Here is a 14,804-nt window from a genome sequence, read left to right on the forward strand (position 1 = left end):
TTCTAGAACCCTTCGGAATTTGGCGGAGGAAAAGTTACGATCTCAATTTTGTTGCCATCCGGATCCTTTATAAACGCCCCGAAATATTCAGTCATCTCACCTTGTCTCGGACCGGGAGCTCCGTCATCCAGCCCTCCCAGTGACAGGGCAATTTCATAGCAACTGGTCACAATTTCTATACTCCGGGCTCGCAAGCAAACATGGCTTCCAACGTCGACTGGCGCTCTTGATAAATCAGGCCGCAGATTCAGCCAAAATTCAGGGTATTTCTTGCCATATCCGGCTGTCGCAGGGCGATCGACAATCCGGGTCATGCCAAGCTCGCCCAAAAACGCATCATAGAAGGCGACGCTCCGTTCAAGCTCTTTTACAGCGATGGAAATATGATCAATCAAATTTATAAATCCTGTCCAAACGCGTCTACAAACACGAAAAGGCTGCCCTTACCGGACAGCCCTTTACAATATCGATGCGACAAATGGCGATCTTTCCTAGAAAGGAATATCATCATCAAAGTCACCGCCCATACCACTTCCGGCCGGACCGCCATAACCGCCGCTCTGTTGTCCGCCACCTGAAGACGCTGCGCCGCCGCCATATCCACCGCTTTGGCCGCCACCTTGACCACCACCGGCGCTATCAAGCATTGTCAGTGCAGAATTGAATCCCTGCAAAACAATCTCGGTCGAATATTTTGTAATACCATCTTGTTCATACTGGCGTGTTTGCAACTGACCCTCCAGATAAACTTTCGAGCCTTTTTTCACATACTGTTCTACTATCTTGCAGAGGCCTTCGTTAAAAATCACCACGCGATGCCATTCCGTCCTCTCGCGGCGCTCCCCACTTTCACGATCCCGCCAGGATTCTGAGGTGGCTATTCGAAGATTGCAGACCGGCTTACCATTCTGCATATGGCGGATTTCAGGATCCGCACCCAGGTTTCCAACAAGGATGACTTTATTAACACTACCGGCCATGTTTTAACTGCTTTCGATTCTATTTGTGCGTAAAAAATTCTGGCCAGACAATAGCGTGCAAAATCCGCTTTGAACAGAGGAATTCGACTATTTTGCCAACCGTGAACAAAATGAAAACATTTTTTTGTTTTGGGTCTGGTAATTTCACCCGATCCCCTATAAATTCCAGCTCAGATTCACGTTCATATCAGGTACTTTATCCGAATGCAGAAAACGCTCAGCATACGCGGCGCACGCGAACATAACTTGCAAAATGTAAATATCGATATTCCGCGCGACAAATTGGTCGTTATTACCGGAATGTCCGGTTCGGGAAAATCCTCCCTCGCCTTTGACACCATCTATGCTGAAGGCCAACGACGGTATGTTGAAAGCCTTTCGGCTTACGCACGGCAGTTCCTTGAAATGATGCAAAAGCCCGATGTCGATCATATTGACGGACTCAGTCCGGCAATTTCCATCGAGCAGAAAACAACCTCGAAAAACCCGCGATCAACGGTGGGAACCGTCACGGAAATCTATGATTACCTTAGATTGCTTTATGCCCGGATCGGCGTGCCTTACTCACCCGCAACAGGACTACCCATTGAAAGCCAGACGGTCAGTCAAATGGTCGACCAGGTTATGGCAAAAGGTGCCGACAAAAGATTGTATCTTATGGCACCGATCGTCAGGGGTCGCAAAGGTGAATATCGCAAGGAATTTCTGGATCTGCGCAAGCGTGGTTTTCAACGGGTGAAAGTTGATGGTGAAATTTACGATATCGAAGATATTCCGGAACTGGACAAGCAGTTAAAACATCATATTGACGTTGTCGTCGACCGGGTGGTGATTAACGAAGACATTCAGGGTCGCCTTGCCGATTCCATCGAAACAGCCCTTGAACTTGCAGACGGATTATTTGTCGTTGAAGATGCCGATAGCGCAGAGCGATTTATTTTTTCCGCTAAATTTGCCTGTCCTGTATCCGGCTTTACCATTGAGGAAATCGAGCCGCGTATTTTCTCGTTTAACAATCCCTACGGGGCCTGCACTGCCTGTGGCGGTCTCGGGACCGAGATGTATTTTGACCCGGATCAGATTGTTCCCGATGTCACATTGACATTACGTGGCGGTGCGATTGCACCCTGGTCGCGTTCCCAGACACCCGCTCCCTATTATATGCAAACCCTGGAAGCACTTGGTAAGCATTATGGATTTACCACCACGGAGCCCTGGGAGGAAATCGCCGAGGAATCGCGAAAAGCTATTCTTTTTGGAACAGGTGACGAGAAAATCCAGATTACCTTTGACGATGGAATGCGGACATATAAAACCAACAAACCATTCGAAGGTGTGATCCCCAACATCGAGCGCCGCTGGCGCGAAACTGACAGCAGCTGGGTGCGGGAAGACCTGGAAAAATATCAGGACAAGACCAATTGCAGTAAATGCAGTGGGCATCGCCTGAAAGAAGAAGCTCTCGCAATCAAAATCGATGATCATCATATTGGAGATGTTGTCAGCAAGTCTATTTTGGATGCCCGCAAATGGTTTGAAGGGTTGAGTAAGGTTCTGTCCCCGAAAGATCTGGCCATTGGCGAGCGTGTTTTGAAAGAAATCAACGAACGCCTTGGCTTTCTTGTGGACGTGGGATTGGAGTACCTAACCCTGTCCCGGGGCTCCGGCACTTTATCCGGCGGAGAAAGTCAGCGAATTCGATTGGCTTCACAAATTGGGTCCGGATTGACAGGCGTCCTTTATGTGCTCGATGAGCCTTCGATCGGACTGCATCAGCGGGACAATGCCCGCCTGTTGAAAACGCTTATCAATTTGCGGGATCAAGGCAATTCCGTGATCGTTGTGGAACATGATGAAGAAGCCATCATGACCGCGGATCATGTAATTGATATGGGCCCGCGCGCCGGGAGCCATGGCGGTAAACTTATTGCCCAAGGCACACCAAAAGAAGTGATGGAAGCCGACGGCAGTGTCACCGGAAAATATCTTTCCGGGGAGCTGGAAGTACCGCTTCCTGCGGTCCGCAGGAAAATACAAGAATCTCGGCAGTTGAAGATCATCGGGGCCCGTCACAACAACCTGAAGCGCGTAAACGTGAATATCCCGCTTGGCACCTTTACCTGTGTCACCGGTGTTTCAGGCGGTGGCAAATCCTCTCTCATCATCGAAACATTGTATAAAGCCATTGCCAAGAAGCTCAATAATAACCGCAACCATCCTGGACCACATGACCGTATTGAAGGGATCGAGTGGCTGGATAAAATTGTTGATATTGATCAGTCTCCCATTGGCCGGACACCGCGATCAAACCCGGCGACATATACCGGTGCCTTTACACCGATCCGTGAATGGTTTGCGGGTTTGCCGGATGCGAAGGCCCGCGGTTATAAATCAGGACGTTTTTCCTTCAACGTAAAAGGCGGACGTTGTGAGGCCTGTAAGGGAGACGGTGTTATCAAAATTGAAATGCATTTCCTTCCCGATGTCTATGTGCAATGCGACGTCTGTAAGGGGGATCGCTATAATCGTGAAACCCTGGAAATAAAATTCAAGGACAAATCAATTACAGATGTTCTGAACATGACGGTTGATGAAGCTGCCGTGTTCTTCAAAGCGGTTCCCAATGTTCGGGAAAAATTTGAAACTTTACAGCAGGTTGGCCTTGGTTACATCCATGTGGGTCAGCAGGCGACGACACTTTCTGGTGGTGAGGCGCAGCGTGTCAAACTTGCCAAAGAGTTATCCAGACGGGCAACGGGGCGTACTTTGTATATCCTCGATGAACCCACAACCGGATTGCATTTTGAAGACGTCCGTAAGTTGATGGAAGTCCTGCAGGCATTGGTCAATACCGGCAACAGTGTTTTAGTGATCGAACATAATCTGGAAGTTATCAAAACGGCTGACTGGGTTGTCGATATGGGTCCGGACGGCGGGGACGCAGGCGGATATCTTGTTGCTGAAGGAACGCCGGAAGAGGTAGCTAAGGTCAAAGAAAGCTACACGGGCCAATATTTGAAAACCATATTGGCAAAACGACCGGCCGTAAAGCAAGCCCCTTCAAAATCATCCAAGTCCAGCAAAACCAGGGCGGCATAAGTAAGGCAAGCAAAAATATAATGGCTACTGATACGAAACCAGTTCATATCGTTGGCGGCGGTTTGGCCGGCAGTGAAGCGGCTTGGCAGCTGGCATCTGCCGAAATTCCGGTTGTCCTTCATGAGATGCGACCCGTTCGCGGCACAGATGCCCATTTAACCGATGGCCTTGCTGAACTGGTCTGTTCAAATTCCTTTCGCTCAGATGATGCGGAAAATAACGCTGTTGGCCTCCTCCATAAGGAAATGCGGTTACTTGGGTCCCTGATAATGGAATCGGCTGATATCAATAAAGTGCCCGCCGGTGGCGCTCTCGCCGTTGATCGCAATGGATTTTCTGAATATGTTCAGCAAAAAATTGAAACCCATCCCCTAATCCATATCGAACGGGAGGAAGTGATTGGATTGCCGCCTTCAGAATGGGGCCATAGCATTATCGCGACCGGACCTTTGACCTCTCCTGCCCTTGCGTCAGCTATTCACGAGGCAACAGGGGCAGACGCTCTCGCATTTTTTGATGCAATAGCGCCGATTATTTATAAAGACAGTATCGATTTCAATGTTGCGTGGTTTCAGTCACGCTATGACAAGGGTGATGGCTCGGACTACATCAATTGCCCGATGAGCCAGGATCAATATTATGAGTTTATTGCGGCTCTTCTTGCCGGTGATAAAACCCAGTTCAAAGAATGGGAAGCCAATACCCCTTACTTCGATGCCTGCCTTCCAATTGAAATCATGGCGGAACGCGGACCGGAAACTTTGCGTTTCGGGCCCATGAAGCCAGTCGGATTAACCAATCCGAATTCCCCTGACAAACCTTACGCGGTCGTCCAGTTGAGGCAGGATAACAAGCTCGGTACGTTGTATAATATGGTCGGGTTTCAAACCAAATTGACCTATGGCGAGCAAAAACGCATTTTCTCGACAATTCCTGGATTGGAAAAAGCCGAGTTCGCACGCCTTGGCGGATTACACCGAAATACCTTTATCAATAGCCCGGATGTCCTTGATGGTGAATTGCGGCTTAAAAATCACCCTCATGTTCGATTTGCCGGTCAAATTACCGGGGTGGAAGGGTATGTTGAAAGCACGGCGATTGGACTGCTGGCAAGCCGACTGACAGCGGCGGAAATTAAAAGCTCTGCCCTAGCGCCACCGCCGGTCACCACCGCTTTGGGCGCCATACTCAGCCATATTACGGGCGGTGCGGATGCCAAGTCATTTCAGCCGATGAACGTAAATTTCGGCCTGTTTCCTCCCCTAGAAGGCCGATTTCGGAAAAAGGAACGAAAAATGGCCTATACGAGCCGCGCTTCCAGTGACTTTGAGGCCTGGCAAGCAGATCGCTAGAAATCAATCGTTTTAGTAACCATTTATATACGATGTCCGTTTATTATATTTCCTATTCGGTTCGGAAATGACGCAAATGATTCCTGAATCAATGACAGCCTTTTGGCGTGAAGTATAGTGAGCATATGTATGAGTAGTATGGAAGCAAACCAGAAAACTGCTGGCAAAGACGAGGAAAATTCTTCTGCAGAAGCACTGGATCCGAGCGTTTATTTTTCGTTCGAGCACAGGATCTTCACGGTTGAAGGCGCGTATTTCCAACTGACTCACGATAACAAGGAACCCTGTTTTTTTGTGAAGCTTGGCGACATGAAGGGGGCAATACCTACAAGATCTCTTTGTAATGAATTTGGGATTGAAGAAGAAAGCTCAGATGCGAATTTACTCAACACAGTCGGTAATGCACTAAAATACGTTAAAGAAATTCGGCCCAATGATTCCATCCCTCGTGAGTTACTTGACGGGTCGGCGTCCTGGTCCATCGAAGAACATCACAAAGATATCGCACGGGGACGAATTACTGTGCAACTGGTTTCCTGGCTCAGCGGAAACGAGGAAATCGTCCTTAATAAGAAAGAGTTAGACACGATTTCTAATGATCCGGAAACCAAGGAACGCGTTCAGGATGCCTTTCGGGATATTGCGGAAAAACTGGGGATAACAAGAGAAGATGTTGTTGCCAAAATAGATGATGTTATTCGTGAACTTGCCTATATCGAAGCCCTTCGCGACTATTATACCGGAATCAAGAAAATCAGTACCAACCTGACGCGCCTTGCCGCGATTTACAAGCGCGATCGTGGTACTTCTGAAGACATAAACCGTATGCAGATCCTACTTGATCCGGTTATCAAGAAGTTTGACCGAACCTTTACGGAAATTGATGCACAAACCTGCGAAGTATTAGTTATTCTGAAAAACTTCGATCCGACTGTACAAACAATTCGTGATTCTCGAGATAACCTCCATCAGAGATTTATGATTTGGGGAGAAATGGTCGAAGGTTGGCAAGGCATGATAATGGAAGAAGATCCACTTATCGAACGCCAATTAAAAGTCACCTATCAATTCCTCGCCAGAAATTTCATGCAATCACAATCCTGGCGTTTGGGCAATCTTTAGTCAATTTTCTCACTTAGTAAGAAGCGCAAATATTTTTCGCACCGGGCCTATTTCCAGCAGCCTGTGAGCCGGGTCAAACCCGGACTTCCTAATCCTCGATAAATAAAGATTATTCAGCACCAACAAAGAATAGCTCGGCTTTTCACTCTTTGGCCGATGCAGCACCGCCTGCATTGCATCAAGATGTTCTTTCTCCGCCATGACATACAGATCCTTGACGACATCATAAAATGCGCGACAGTTTTCTTCTCTGAAAACGCTCTCCGGTAATAAATTGTGATTTTTCAAAAGTTCTTGCGGGATCAACAAAAGGTCCTGGCTGGCATGGTATGGAATTGCACGGATAATTCCGGTCAGGGCAAATGCGCGTCCGACCTGCTGCGCTGCCTTATAACCAGCTTCCTCAGCATTCCCCATTGCACGATAGATGAGCCCACTGAGAAGGCCGCCTGTCCCCATTGCGTAATCCAGCAATTCAGAGCTTGTCGTAAACGGGCATGGATCCAGATCTTTTGACCGCGCATCAATAATTTCTTCCAACAGCGCCACATCCAAACCATGTTCCGAGACAATGATTTTTAGGCTTTGCAGGATCGGATGGTTCGAGAATTTCTCATCTTCCAAGTTTCTTAACGCATCTCGCCACCACTGAAACCGTATGTCTCCGAGCAGAACTTCAGAAACAGTCTCTCGAACTTTGGAAATTTCTCCATTGAAAGCCAGCAAAGCATGAATACTGCTCCGCGAAGGCAGAGGTGCAAACAAAGAAACTAGCCAACGGTCGTAATCAAATTTCTTGGCTTCTTTAGCCAAAAAGGGCGCATCTTTTAGTTCTGTCACAAGAAATATCGACCTAGTTTAGAATTATTCACAAAAAGCTGGAAGCACATAGAATTTGCTATATATCTGTCAGTACAACAAATGGCGAGTTCTTTCCTGCTTCGGGGAAACGAATTTTACCACATAATTTAGAAACTGCTTAACCCATTAGATTGGCAAAGGATTTACTATGGCTTTTGAACTCCCGGCGCTTCCCTATGCGAAAGACGCTTTGGCTCCTCATATTTCAGCAAACACTTTAGATTTTCATTATGGAAAGCATCACAATTCCTATGTTGTAAACCTGAATAATCTGCTCGGTGAAGACAGTCGCTCACTTGAAGAAATCATGAATGAAACCGCTGGGGACGCAGCGAAAGCAGGTGTATTCAATAACGCTGCACAAATTTGGAACCACACCTTCTATTGGCATTCCATGGCGCCAAATGGCGGCGGTGCACCAACCGGTGCAATTGCCGACAAAATCAACGAAGATTTTGGTTCCTATGACAAATTTGTTGAAGAATTCAAAGCCGCAGGCGCAACCCAGTTTGGAAGTGGCTGGGCCTGGCTTGTGTTAGATAATGGCAAATTGAAAGTCACGAAAACCGGGAACGCCGGCTGCCCGCTGACGGAAGGTGCCGTCCCGCTTTTGACAATGGATGTATGGGAACATGCCTATTATCTGGATTTCCAGAACCGCCGTCCGGACTATATCGCAACATTTCTGGAAAGCCTTGTGAACTGGGACTTTGCGAACACAAATCTCGAGAAAGCCTAACTTATTTGCATCACAAAATAAGGCGCTCGGAGATTCCGAGCGCCTTATTTAACATCAAAAACCTCTAGTAAAGATTTTGGGCTGAAACCATTGCATAAAGCATTGGTATGGACAGCATGGTGTTTGTCCGTGAGAACAACATTGCAGTTCGGGCAGAGGCAGCTTTCGCAGCCGCATCAACCTCAACAATCCCAAGGGCTTTTTTCTGGTTCGGCCAGATAACAAACCAAACATTGAACCACATGATGATACCAAGCCACATGCCAATTCCAATGGCCATGCTCTTGTCTACAGCAAAGCCATCCTGAGCGCCCAGTGTCAAGGCATCTACCAAATACCCATTCATCCACGCCAGTAGCAGACCCGTTACAATCGTTGCCATCGCTCCCCAGCGGAACCACCAAAGAGCAGCTGGCGCAATGACTTTGCCAATTGCCGGTTTCTGCTCATCGGGAATATTAGGCATATTGGGAATTTGAACGAAATTGAAATAATATAATAGTCCAATCCACATCACACCACTCAACACATGGAGCCAGCGCATTATAAAGGCGCCATAAGCATGCCCCATAGCAAAGCCGTCCCCGGTGGCCAGACTTACAACAACCGCCATAACAATTGTCAATACGATCCCGGCAATAATGGTGTTTCTCAGATTTGAAAGAATACTCGACATAAACTCGTCCCCTTTTCTCAAAAGATGAACATTCTCGCGTTTTTATTTTTATTGGGCACAGAATGTTACACGCGCAAGATCATACGATCCGGCATAGCTATGTGTAAAGGGTCTAATATAAATGGAATTTCTAGACCGCTACCAGAGCAGCAGCGACCTGGCGGCCTTCCAATAAAAGAACATTGTAGGTTCGGACAGCGGCACCGGTATCCATAGCATCTATCACAATACCTTTTTCGCGGCATGCATTTCGAATATCAGTATCAATAAAGGCCATATTCGTTCCACATCCAATTAGCAGAATTTCTACTTTCACATCTTCTGCATCAAATGTATTCAGGCTATCGACCGTTATATCTGCTATCGAGGTTATATCCCAGAGCAGTGTCTTCTCGGGCAGTACAAGGACGGAACCTTCATATTTGATACCGCTGACACGAAAACCTCCGTCTCCATAGCCATTAATCAGCTGTTGACCTGCGCTTGGAATCCCGGAAATGTCTTGCATAATACGTCCTCGGCAATAGGCCGATGTTAGCTTTTTTCGTCGGCCTCGGTATCAACCGTTTCACCGCCTTGGAAACCATCTTCCTCTTCGCTGCGATGTCGAAGCCCGATAACTGTCAAAATTGGCGCTGCTACAAAAATAGAAGAATATGTACCGATAACCACACCAAATATCATGGCCGTTGCAAAGCCGCGGATCACCTCGCCGCCGAAGATATACAACGCAATCAACGCCAGTAATGTGGTCAAGGACGTCATCGTCGTCCGTGCCAACGTCTCGTTAATCGAAAAATTGATCAATTCATTGACAGGCATTTTCTTGAACCGGCGGAAATTCTCGCGAATACGGTCATAGACCACAACAGTATCGTTGATCGAATAACCGACAATGGTCAGGATTGCGGCAACCGAAGCTAAATTGAATTCAATCCCGGTAACTGCAAACATTCCAATGGTCAGCACGACGTCATGAACAAGAGCGACAACGGCACCAACAGAATAGTGCCATTCAAAGCGCAACCAAATATAAACGAGGATGGCAAAAACCGCGACGGCCACTGCTTCAACCGCAGCCATAACCAGCTCTTCTGACACCGTTGGCCCAACAAATTCGACCCGGCGATAGGAAATATCCTCTCCAAAATCCGCATCGAGTTGGGCTTTAATTGAATTTACGGCTTCTTCCTGCGCTTTCGCCTCGCCCGGCTGACGCTGGACACGGATCAGAATATCTTCTTCCGACCCAAATGTTTGAAGGGTCACCTGGCCCAAACCCAGTCCACCGAGAGACGTTCTCATATCTCCGATATCGGGCGCTGTAGGCATGGCGACCTCAACGAGGATACCGCCTTCAAAATCGATCCCCTTGTTAAGACCCGGGCCGAAAAACATGACTGCAGATCCCACAACCAACAGTGATGACAAAATAAAAGCCATCAACCGGAATTTGAAGAAGGGGATATTTGTTTTTGCTGGGACGAGCTTAATTTTATACATGATGCCCGCTCCTATATTTCTAAAGTCTTTGGCCGCTTACGCTGCATCCAGAAGGATATCAGCATGCGCGAAAGCATAATTGCCGTAAACATGGAGCTGATGATACCGATCAGCAAGGTGACCGCGAATCCCTTGACCGGACCTGACCCCATAACAAAGAGGATTGTCGCAGCAATACCCGTGGTCACATTCGCATCTATAATCGTCGTGAAGGCACGGTTAAAGCCAGATTCTACAGCATTGAAAGGCGTCTTGCCAGTTCTCAACTCTTCACGTATTCGTTCAAAAATCAGAACATTGGCGTCAACCGCCATGCCGATGGTCAAGACGATACCCGCGATACCCGGTAAAGTCAGTGTCGCGCCGAGGATTGATAAAACCGCCATAATCAGAAACATATTCATTGCAAGGGCCGCATTAGCCACCAGCCCGAATAGCCCGTAGGTTGCGATCATGAAGAAGGCCACGGCCACAATTCCAATGATACCTGCTACTTTACCGGCGGCGATGGAATCTGCGCCCAGATCCGGGCCGACTGACCGTTCTTCAAGTATTGTCAAAGGTGCCGGTAGCGCCCCTGCCCTTAGTAGCAACGCGAGATCCTGTGCTCCTTGAACATTGAAACCGCCGCTAATAACTGCGCTCCCACCTAAAATCGGTTCGTTAATACGCGGTGCACTAACAACCTCATTGTCCAGCACAATTGCAAAGGGTCGGCCAACATTGTCAGAAGTCGCTCGACCAAACTGCTTCGCTCCCAGTCCGTCAAAACGGATAGATACAACTGGCTGGCCGTTCTGAAAGGTTGCCTGAGCATCCTCTAGATTCTCACCTGAGACCATAACGCGATTTTTTACGATATAAGAGGGATCACCTTCCTCGACTGATCGAAGACGTTTTGATCCTGGAGGGACTCGACCGCCTGAAACGTTGGTTGCAGATACATCCACCAAATGGAAAGTAAGCTGCGCTGTCTCACCAAGCAGACGCTTAATCCGGTCCGGATCATCTACTCCTGGCAATTGTACCAAGACCCGGTCCGGTCCCTGACGCTGAATAGCCGGCTCATTTACACCTGTTTCATCAACCCGGCGCCGAACAATTTCAATCGATTGATCCACCGCTGAGCTGATGCGCTGTGTAATCGATTGATCGCTTGGCGTCAGGGTCGCAGTCCCGTCATCATCAATACTAAGGACGTTGTCCCGCTGCCCATTCGGCATGATATTCGACAATACGGACAACCGCTCACGGGCTTTGTCTTCATCTGCCATATCCCGAAGAACAAACGAAACAACATTGTTTTCGTGTTTCAGGTTCTTGTACCCGACGTTATCTCCCTGTTCACGCAAACTGTCTCTCACAGCGTCAACGAGACTATCCATCATTTTCGCCGTTACAACATCCGCATCCACTTGCAGCAGCAAATGCGAGCCACCTTGTAAGTCGAGACCAAGATTTACCTGTTTTGAAGGCACCCAATCGGGCAGATTCTCAAGAGCTGATTTGCTAACGAAATTTGGAAGTGTGTACAGAATACCGAATGCGCAAACGAAGGCGACGACGATAATCTTCCACGTCGGAAATTTAAGCATGCTCTAACGCCGCTATTTCTTAAACAATTTAGACAAACCGCCACCGCTTGAGCTGTCGCCTTTGTCACCCGAAGGTGCCGCAGCTGCGGGGTCCACTTTGCCTTTAACGTCCGTCAACGTTGACTTGATGACGTTGATTTTAACTTCCGGCGCAACTTCGATCTGTACGACATTATCGTCACGAACTTTGGTTACCTTGCCCATAATGCCGCCAGCCGTTACCACATTGTCACCGCGGCTCACGGCTTCTACCATGGCCTTGTGATCTTTGGCCCGTTTTTGCTGAGGGCGAATAAGAAGAAAGTAGAAGACGACACCGATCAACACGAGCGGCATAATTTGCATAATTCCTTGGTCCATAACTCAGGTCCTTTGATCCATTTAAAATACGGATGCAGCGATAACCGCCCTACCCTTAAAATTCCAGAACGACTTTTATAGTGTTCTTAGGCCTCAATGCAAGCCGCAATCTATCTTTGAGCCATAATTGACGGCCAAGAATTTATGCGGGAAGGCCTTGTACATTCTTGCCAGCGCTGGCATTTATAGTTTCCATACCGTAATTTGGGTTTTTGTTTTCCTTTTTCAATTGGTCATCATGAGTGAAGAAAAAATTCTCGAGCAGTTAAACCGTATTGCTGACAGTCTTGAACGGCTAGCGCCCCCGGCACGAAGCGAACCGGATATTGAGGCCGGAGATGCCTTTGTCTGGCAGGCGGAAAGTAATAGTCTAAGACTGATCCCAAAAGTCAATCATGTAGGGATGTCCATGCTGCAGGGTATTGACCGTGTGAAGGACATACTGCTGGAAAATACATTACGATTTGCCAAGGGATTACCGGCCAATAACGCACTTTTATGGGGCGCGCGCGGTATGGGTAAGAGTTCACTGGTAAAAGCTGCCCATGCGTTGGTCAATCAGCAATTGGATCATTCCCTGGTTCTGGTTGAGATCCACCGCGAAGACATTCCCTCTTTGCCGCTCCTCATGCAGGTTCTTCAAAAAACGGAACGCCGTTGTGTCTTGTTCTGTGATGACTTGTCCTTCGACAGTGACGATTCTACATATAAATCCCTCAAAACTGTCCTCGACGGCGGGCTTGAAGGGCGCCCTTCTAATGTTATTTTTTATGCGACGTCGAACCGACGTCACATGATGCGGCGGGACATGATTGAAAATGAACGCTCTACTGCAATCATGCCCTCAGAAGCAATAGAAGAAAAGGTGTCCCTTTCCGACCGATTTGGACTTTGGCTTGGTTTCCACAGCTGCTCTCAGGACGAATACCTGGATATGATTCGAGGCTATCTTGCCCATTACAATATCCCGATTTCTGAAGAGGAATTTACAGCAGAAGCTATTGAATGGACACGAACACGGGGGTCCAGGTCCGGCAGGGTTGCCTGGCAGTATATTCAGGATATAGCGGGACGAACAGGCACAATCATCGAGTGACGAATGAGGTTAAGCACTTATCTCTCGGGTAATTGCTTTTCTTTCCCCAGTCACTAACCTGCTCGATGTTGATTTGGAAGGAGCCGTCGCAAATGAAGACAACAGACCTAACAGCTTATATTCGACAGAAAATGCCTCTATGTGAAACGATGGGCATTCATGCGGAAAAACTCGACGCAGGCGAAGTTATCCTCTGGCTCGATTGGTCGACAGGACTTTGCACAAGCAATGACATGCTGCATGGCGGTACAGTCATGGCGCTAGCAGATTCTGCAGGTGGTGCCGCGGCAATGGCTAATTTGCCTGACGGCGCTGTTGGAACATCAACGATTGAATCGAAGACTAATTTTCTAGGAGCTATTCGCGGTGGTCAGGTCATTGCCACATCGCGTCCCTTGCATGTCGGATCGTCGACAATTGTCATAGAAACTGAAATCAGAAATAACGACAAACTGGTTGCGAAGGTTACGCAAACACAGACTGTGCTGCGTCCAAGAGATTAGGCGGGTCTGCACAGCCTTGTTAGGCAACTCACTTTAGATATTTGGTGGGATTTACGGCCCGGCCTTTCTTGCGAATTTCGAAATGCAACTGGCTTTCAGTGACATTCCCGGAAGATCCGGCATAGGCAATTATGTCGCCTTTTTTAACGGCCTCTCCTTTGGAAACCGCTGATTTTTTCGTATGGCCATATGCCGTAACATATCCGTCTGCATGGGAAACCAGCAACAAGTTGCCAAAGGACCGCATTTCGTTTCCGACATAGGACACGACGCCATTTTCCGACGCCCGAATTGGCGTTCCTTCTTTAACCCGGATATTTACCCCGTCATTATGATAACCAGAGTCTTTTTTACCATACCATGAAATCACCTTGCCTTTGACCGGCCAGGCAAACGACTTCCCACTTCGCTGGGGCAAGTCTTTCACACTATAACGGCGGCGTGGAACAGGCGGAATATCAAGCTTCGCCACTTGAAAGGCAGTGTCCTGAGATGCTGGCACCGCCGGCTTGGCAGCTGATTTGGATGCAGGTGCAGGCTTGAATGTTTTTGGTGGCTGTTTTGGAGCTACCGCAACAGTTTCTGTTGATGGCAATGGGACGACTTTTGGCGAAGAATTGATCACAACGGTTTTCAAGGGTTGGACCGTCAGGGATGTCTTCGGCTGCGGTACAAATGCTTGATTTGCCGAAGCCACCTGCACCTGCCCCCTGTTTTTCATGGGGATCTGCAGGTTTGTACCCGGCATCAACGTATAAGGTGATGCCAGGAAGTTATAATGGGCTACTTCCGGCATTTCCACGTCATATACCCGGGATATGGCATACAACGTTTCTCCTGGCCGAACCGAATGCGTTCTAAATGCAGGCACCTTAAGTTGCTGGCCGGGATAAATAGTGTATGGCGACCGCATATTAT

The 14,804-nt window shown here is 48.1% G+C and carries 15 protein-coding genes; 6 read left to right on the plus strand and 9 right to left on the minus strand.

The annotated features are described in order from the left end of the window. Nucleotides 1-2: 2 nt before the first annotated feature. On the minus strand, nucleotides 3-395 hold the full coding sequence (locus NBZ79_RS11810) for a VOC family protein (protein ID WP_251932633.1): 393 nt from the start codon (nucleotides 393-395) through the stop codon (nucleotides 3-5). 96 nt (nucleotides 396-491) lie between these two features. After that, entirely contained in the window at nucleotides 492-980 is a 489-nt protein-coding gene (gene ssb / locus NBZ79_RS11815) for a single-stranded DNA-binding protein (protein WP_256470208.1), read from the minus strand. 204 nt (nucleotides 981-1,184) lie between these two features. Between ssb and uvrA the strand changes: the two genes are divergently transcribed. The 3 genes from uvrA (at nucleotide 1,185) to NBZ79_RS11830 (ending at nucleotide 6,553) form a co-directional block, all read left to right on the plus strand. Further along, a complete protein-coding gene (uvrA, locus tag NBZ79_RS11820; RefSeq protein WP_251932634.1) occupies nucleotides 1,185-4,079 on the plus strand; it encodes an excinuclease ABC subunit UvrA in 2,895 nt (964 codons plus the stop codon). Nucleotides 4,080-4,099: 20 nt separating this feature from the next. Further along, on the plus strand, nucleotides 4,100-5,431 hold the full coding sequence (trmFO, locus tag NBZ79_RS11825; RefSeq protein WP_251932635.1) for a methylenetetrahydrofolate--tRNA-(uracil(54)-C(5))-methyltransferase (FADH(2)-oxidizing) TrmFO: 1,332 nt from the start codon (nucleotides 4,100-4,102) through the stop codon (nucleotides 5,429-5,431). Between the two features lie 129 nt (nucleotides 5,432-5,560). After that, nucleotides 5,561-6,553 (plus strand): hypothetical protein, encoded by a 993-nt coding sequence (locus NBZ79_RS11830; protein WP_251932636.1) that lies wholly within the window; start codon nucleotides 5,561-5,563, stop codon nucleotides 6,551-6,553. 9 nt (nucleotides 6,554-6,562) lie between these two features. On the opposite strand, the gene NBZ79_RS11835 is transcribed toward NBZ79_RS11830, so the two are convergent. After that, the gene (locus NBZ79_RS11835) at nucleotides 6,563-7,393 is read right to left on the minus strand and encodes a phytoene/squalene synthase family protein (RefSeq protein WP_251932637.1); all 831 of its coding nucleotides are present in this window, start codon (nucleotides 7,391-7,393) and stop codon (nucleotides 6,563-6,565) included. A gap of 169 nt (nucleotides 7,394-7,562) precedes the next feature. Between NBZ79_RS11835 and NBZ79_RS11840 the strand changes: the two genes are divergently transcribed. Further along, nucleotides 7,563-8,153 carry a superoxide dismutase gene (locus tag NBZ79_RS11840; protein ID WP_251932638.1) on the plus strand — a complete coding sequence of 197 codons (591 nt, stop codon included), beginning with the start codon at nucleotides 7,563-7,565 and terminating at the stop codon, nucleotides 8,151-8,153. 64 nt (nucleotides 8,154-8,217) lie between these two features. Here the strand turns inward: NBZ79_RS11840 and NBZ79_RS11845 are convergent, their stop codons facing one another. The 5 genes from NBZ79_RS11845 to yajC all read right to left on the minus strand — a co-directional run bounded on the left by NBZ79_RS11845 (nucleotide 8,218) and on the right by yajC (nucleotide 12,287). Next, a complete protein-coding gene (locus tag NBZ79_RS11845; RefSeq protein ID WP_251932639.1) occupies nucleotides 8,218-8,829 on the minus strand; it encodes a urate hydroxylase PuuD in 612 nt (203 codons plus the stop codon). A gap of 130 nt (nucleotides 8,830-8,959) precedes the next feature. Continuing rightward, a complete protein-coding gene (locus NBZ79_RS11850; protein ID WP_251932640.1) occupies nucleotides 8,960-9,337 on the minus strand; it encodes an Mth938-like domain-containing protein in 378 nt (125 codons plus the stop codon). A gap of 26 nt (nucleotides 9,338-9,363) precedes the next feature. Next, nucleotides 9,364-10,332 carry a protein translocase subunit SecF gene (gene secF, locus NBZ79_RS11855; protein ID WP_251932641.1) on the minus strand — a complete coding sequence of 323 codons (969 nt, stop codon included), beginning with the start codon at nucleotides 10,330-10,332 and terminating at the stop codon, nucleotides 9,364-9,366. Nucleotides 10,333-10,343: 11 nt separating this feature from the next. Beyond that, nucleotides 10,344-11,927 carry a protein translocase subunit SecD gene (secD, locus tag NBZ79_RS11860; protein ID WP_251932642.1) on the minus strand — a complete coding sequence of 528 codons (1,584 nt, stop codon included), beginning with the start codon at nucleotides 11,925-11,927 and terminating at the stop codon, nucleotides 10,344-10,346. 12 nt (nucleotides 11,928-11,939) lie between these two features. Then, the gene (gene yajC, locus NBZ79_RS11865) at nucleotides 11,940-12,287 is read right to left on the minus strand and encodes a preprotein translocase subunit YajC (protein ID WP_251932643.1); all 348 of its coding nucleotides are present in this window, start codon (nucleotides 12,285-12,287) and stop codon (nucleotides 11,940-11,942) included. A gap of 238 nt (nucleotides 12,288-12,525) precedes the next feature. Here yajC and NBZ79_RS11870 point away from each other — a divergent pair, with 238 nt between their 5' ends. Both NBZ79_RS11870 and NBZ79_RS11875 read left to right on the plus strand, forming a co-directional pair. Further along, nucleotides 12,526-13,383 (plus strand): ATP-binding protein, encoded by an 858-nt coding sequence (locus NBZ79_RS11870; protein ID WP_251932644.1) that lies wholly within the window; start codon nucleotides 12,526-12,528, stop codon nucleotides 13,381-13,383. Between the two features lie 92 nt (nucleotides 13,384-13,475). Next, complete coding sequence (locus tag NBZ79_RS11875) at nucleotides 13,476-13,886, plus strand: PaaI family thioesterase (RefSeq protein ID WP_251932645.1); 411 nt, start codon at nucleotides 13,476-13,478, stop codon at nucleotides 13,884-13,886. A 28-nt stretch (nucleotides 13,887-13,914) separates the two neighbouring features. Here NBZ79_RS11875 and NBZ79_RS11880 read toward each other — a convergent pair whose 3' ends face one another. After that, nucleotides 13,915-14,715, minus strand: a complete 801-nt coding sequence (locus NBZ79_RS11880; RefSeq protein WP_251932646.1) for a murein hydrolase activator EnvC family protein — start codon at nucleotides 14,713-14,715, stop codon at nucleotides 13,915-13,917. Nucleotides 14,716-14,804: the final 89 nt, after the last annotated feature.

Source organism: Sneathiella marina (assembly GCF_023746535.1).
Classification (GTDB): Bacteria; Pseudomonadota; Alphaproteobacteria; order Sneathiellales; family Sneathiellaceae; genus Sneathiella; species Sneathiella marina.

Coding starts and splice junctions, on each gene's coding strand:
- ssb (WP_256470208.1), bottom strand. CDS start 980: ATGGCCGGTAGTGTTAATAAAGTCATCCTTGTTGGAAACCTGGGTGCG.
- uvrA (WP_251932634.1), top strand. CDS start 1,185: ATGCAGAAAACGCTCAGCATACGCGGCGCACGCGAACATAACTTGCAA.
- trmFO (WP_251932635.1), top strand. CDS start 4,100: ATGGCTACTGATACGAAACCAGTTCATATCGTTGGCGGCGGTTTGGCC.
- NBZ79_RS11830 (WP_251932636.1), top strand. CDS start 5,561: ATGAGTAGTATGGAAGCAAACCAGAAAACTGCTGGCAAAGACGAGGAA.
- NBZ79_RS11840 (WP_251932638.1), top strand. CDS start 7,563: ATGGCTTTTGAACTCCCGGCGCTTCCCTATGCGAAAGACGCTTTGGCT.
- NBZ79_RS11845 (WP_251932639.1), bottom strand. CDS start 8,829: ATGTCGAGTATTCTTTCAAATCTGAGAAACACCATTATTGCCGGGATC.
- NBZ79_RS11850 (WP_251932640.1), bottom strand. CDS start 9,337: ATGCAAGACATTTCCGGGATTCCAAGCGCAGGTCAACAGCTGATTAAT.
- secF (WP_251932641.1), bottom strand. CDS start 10,332: ATGTATAAAATTAAGCTCGTCCCAGCAAAAACAAATATCCCCTTCTTC.
- secD (WP_251932642.1), bottom strand. CDS start 11,927: ATGCTTAAATTTCCGACGTGGAAGATTATCGTCGTCGCCTTCGTTTGC.
- yajC (WP_251932643.1), bottom strand. CDS start 12,287: ATGGACCAAGGAATTATGCAAATTATGCCGCTCGTGTTGATCGGTGTC.
- NBZ79_RS11870 (WP_251932644.1), top strand. CDS start 12,526: ATGAGTGAAGAAAAAATTCTCGAGCAGTTAAACCGTATTGCTGACAGT.
- NBZ79_RS11875 (WP_251932645.1), top strand. CDS start 13,476: ATGAAGACAACAGACCTAACAGCTTATATTCGACAGAAAATGCCTCTA.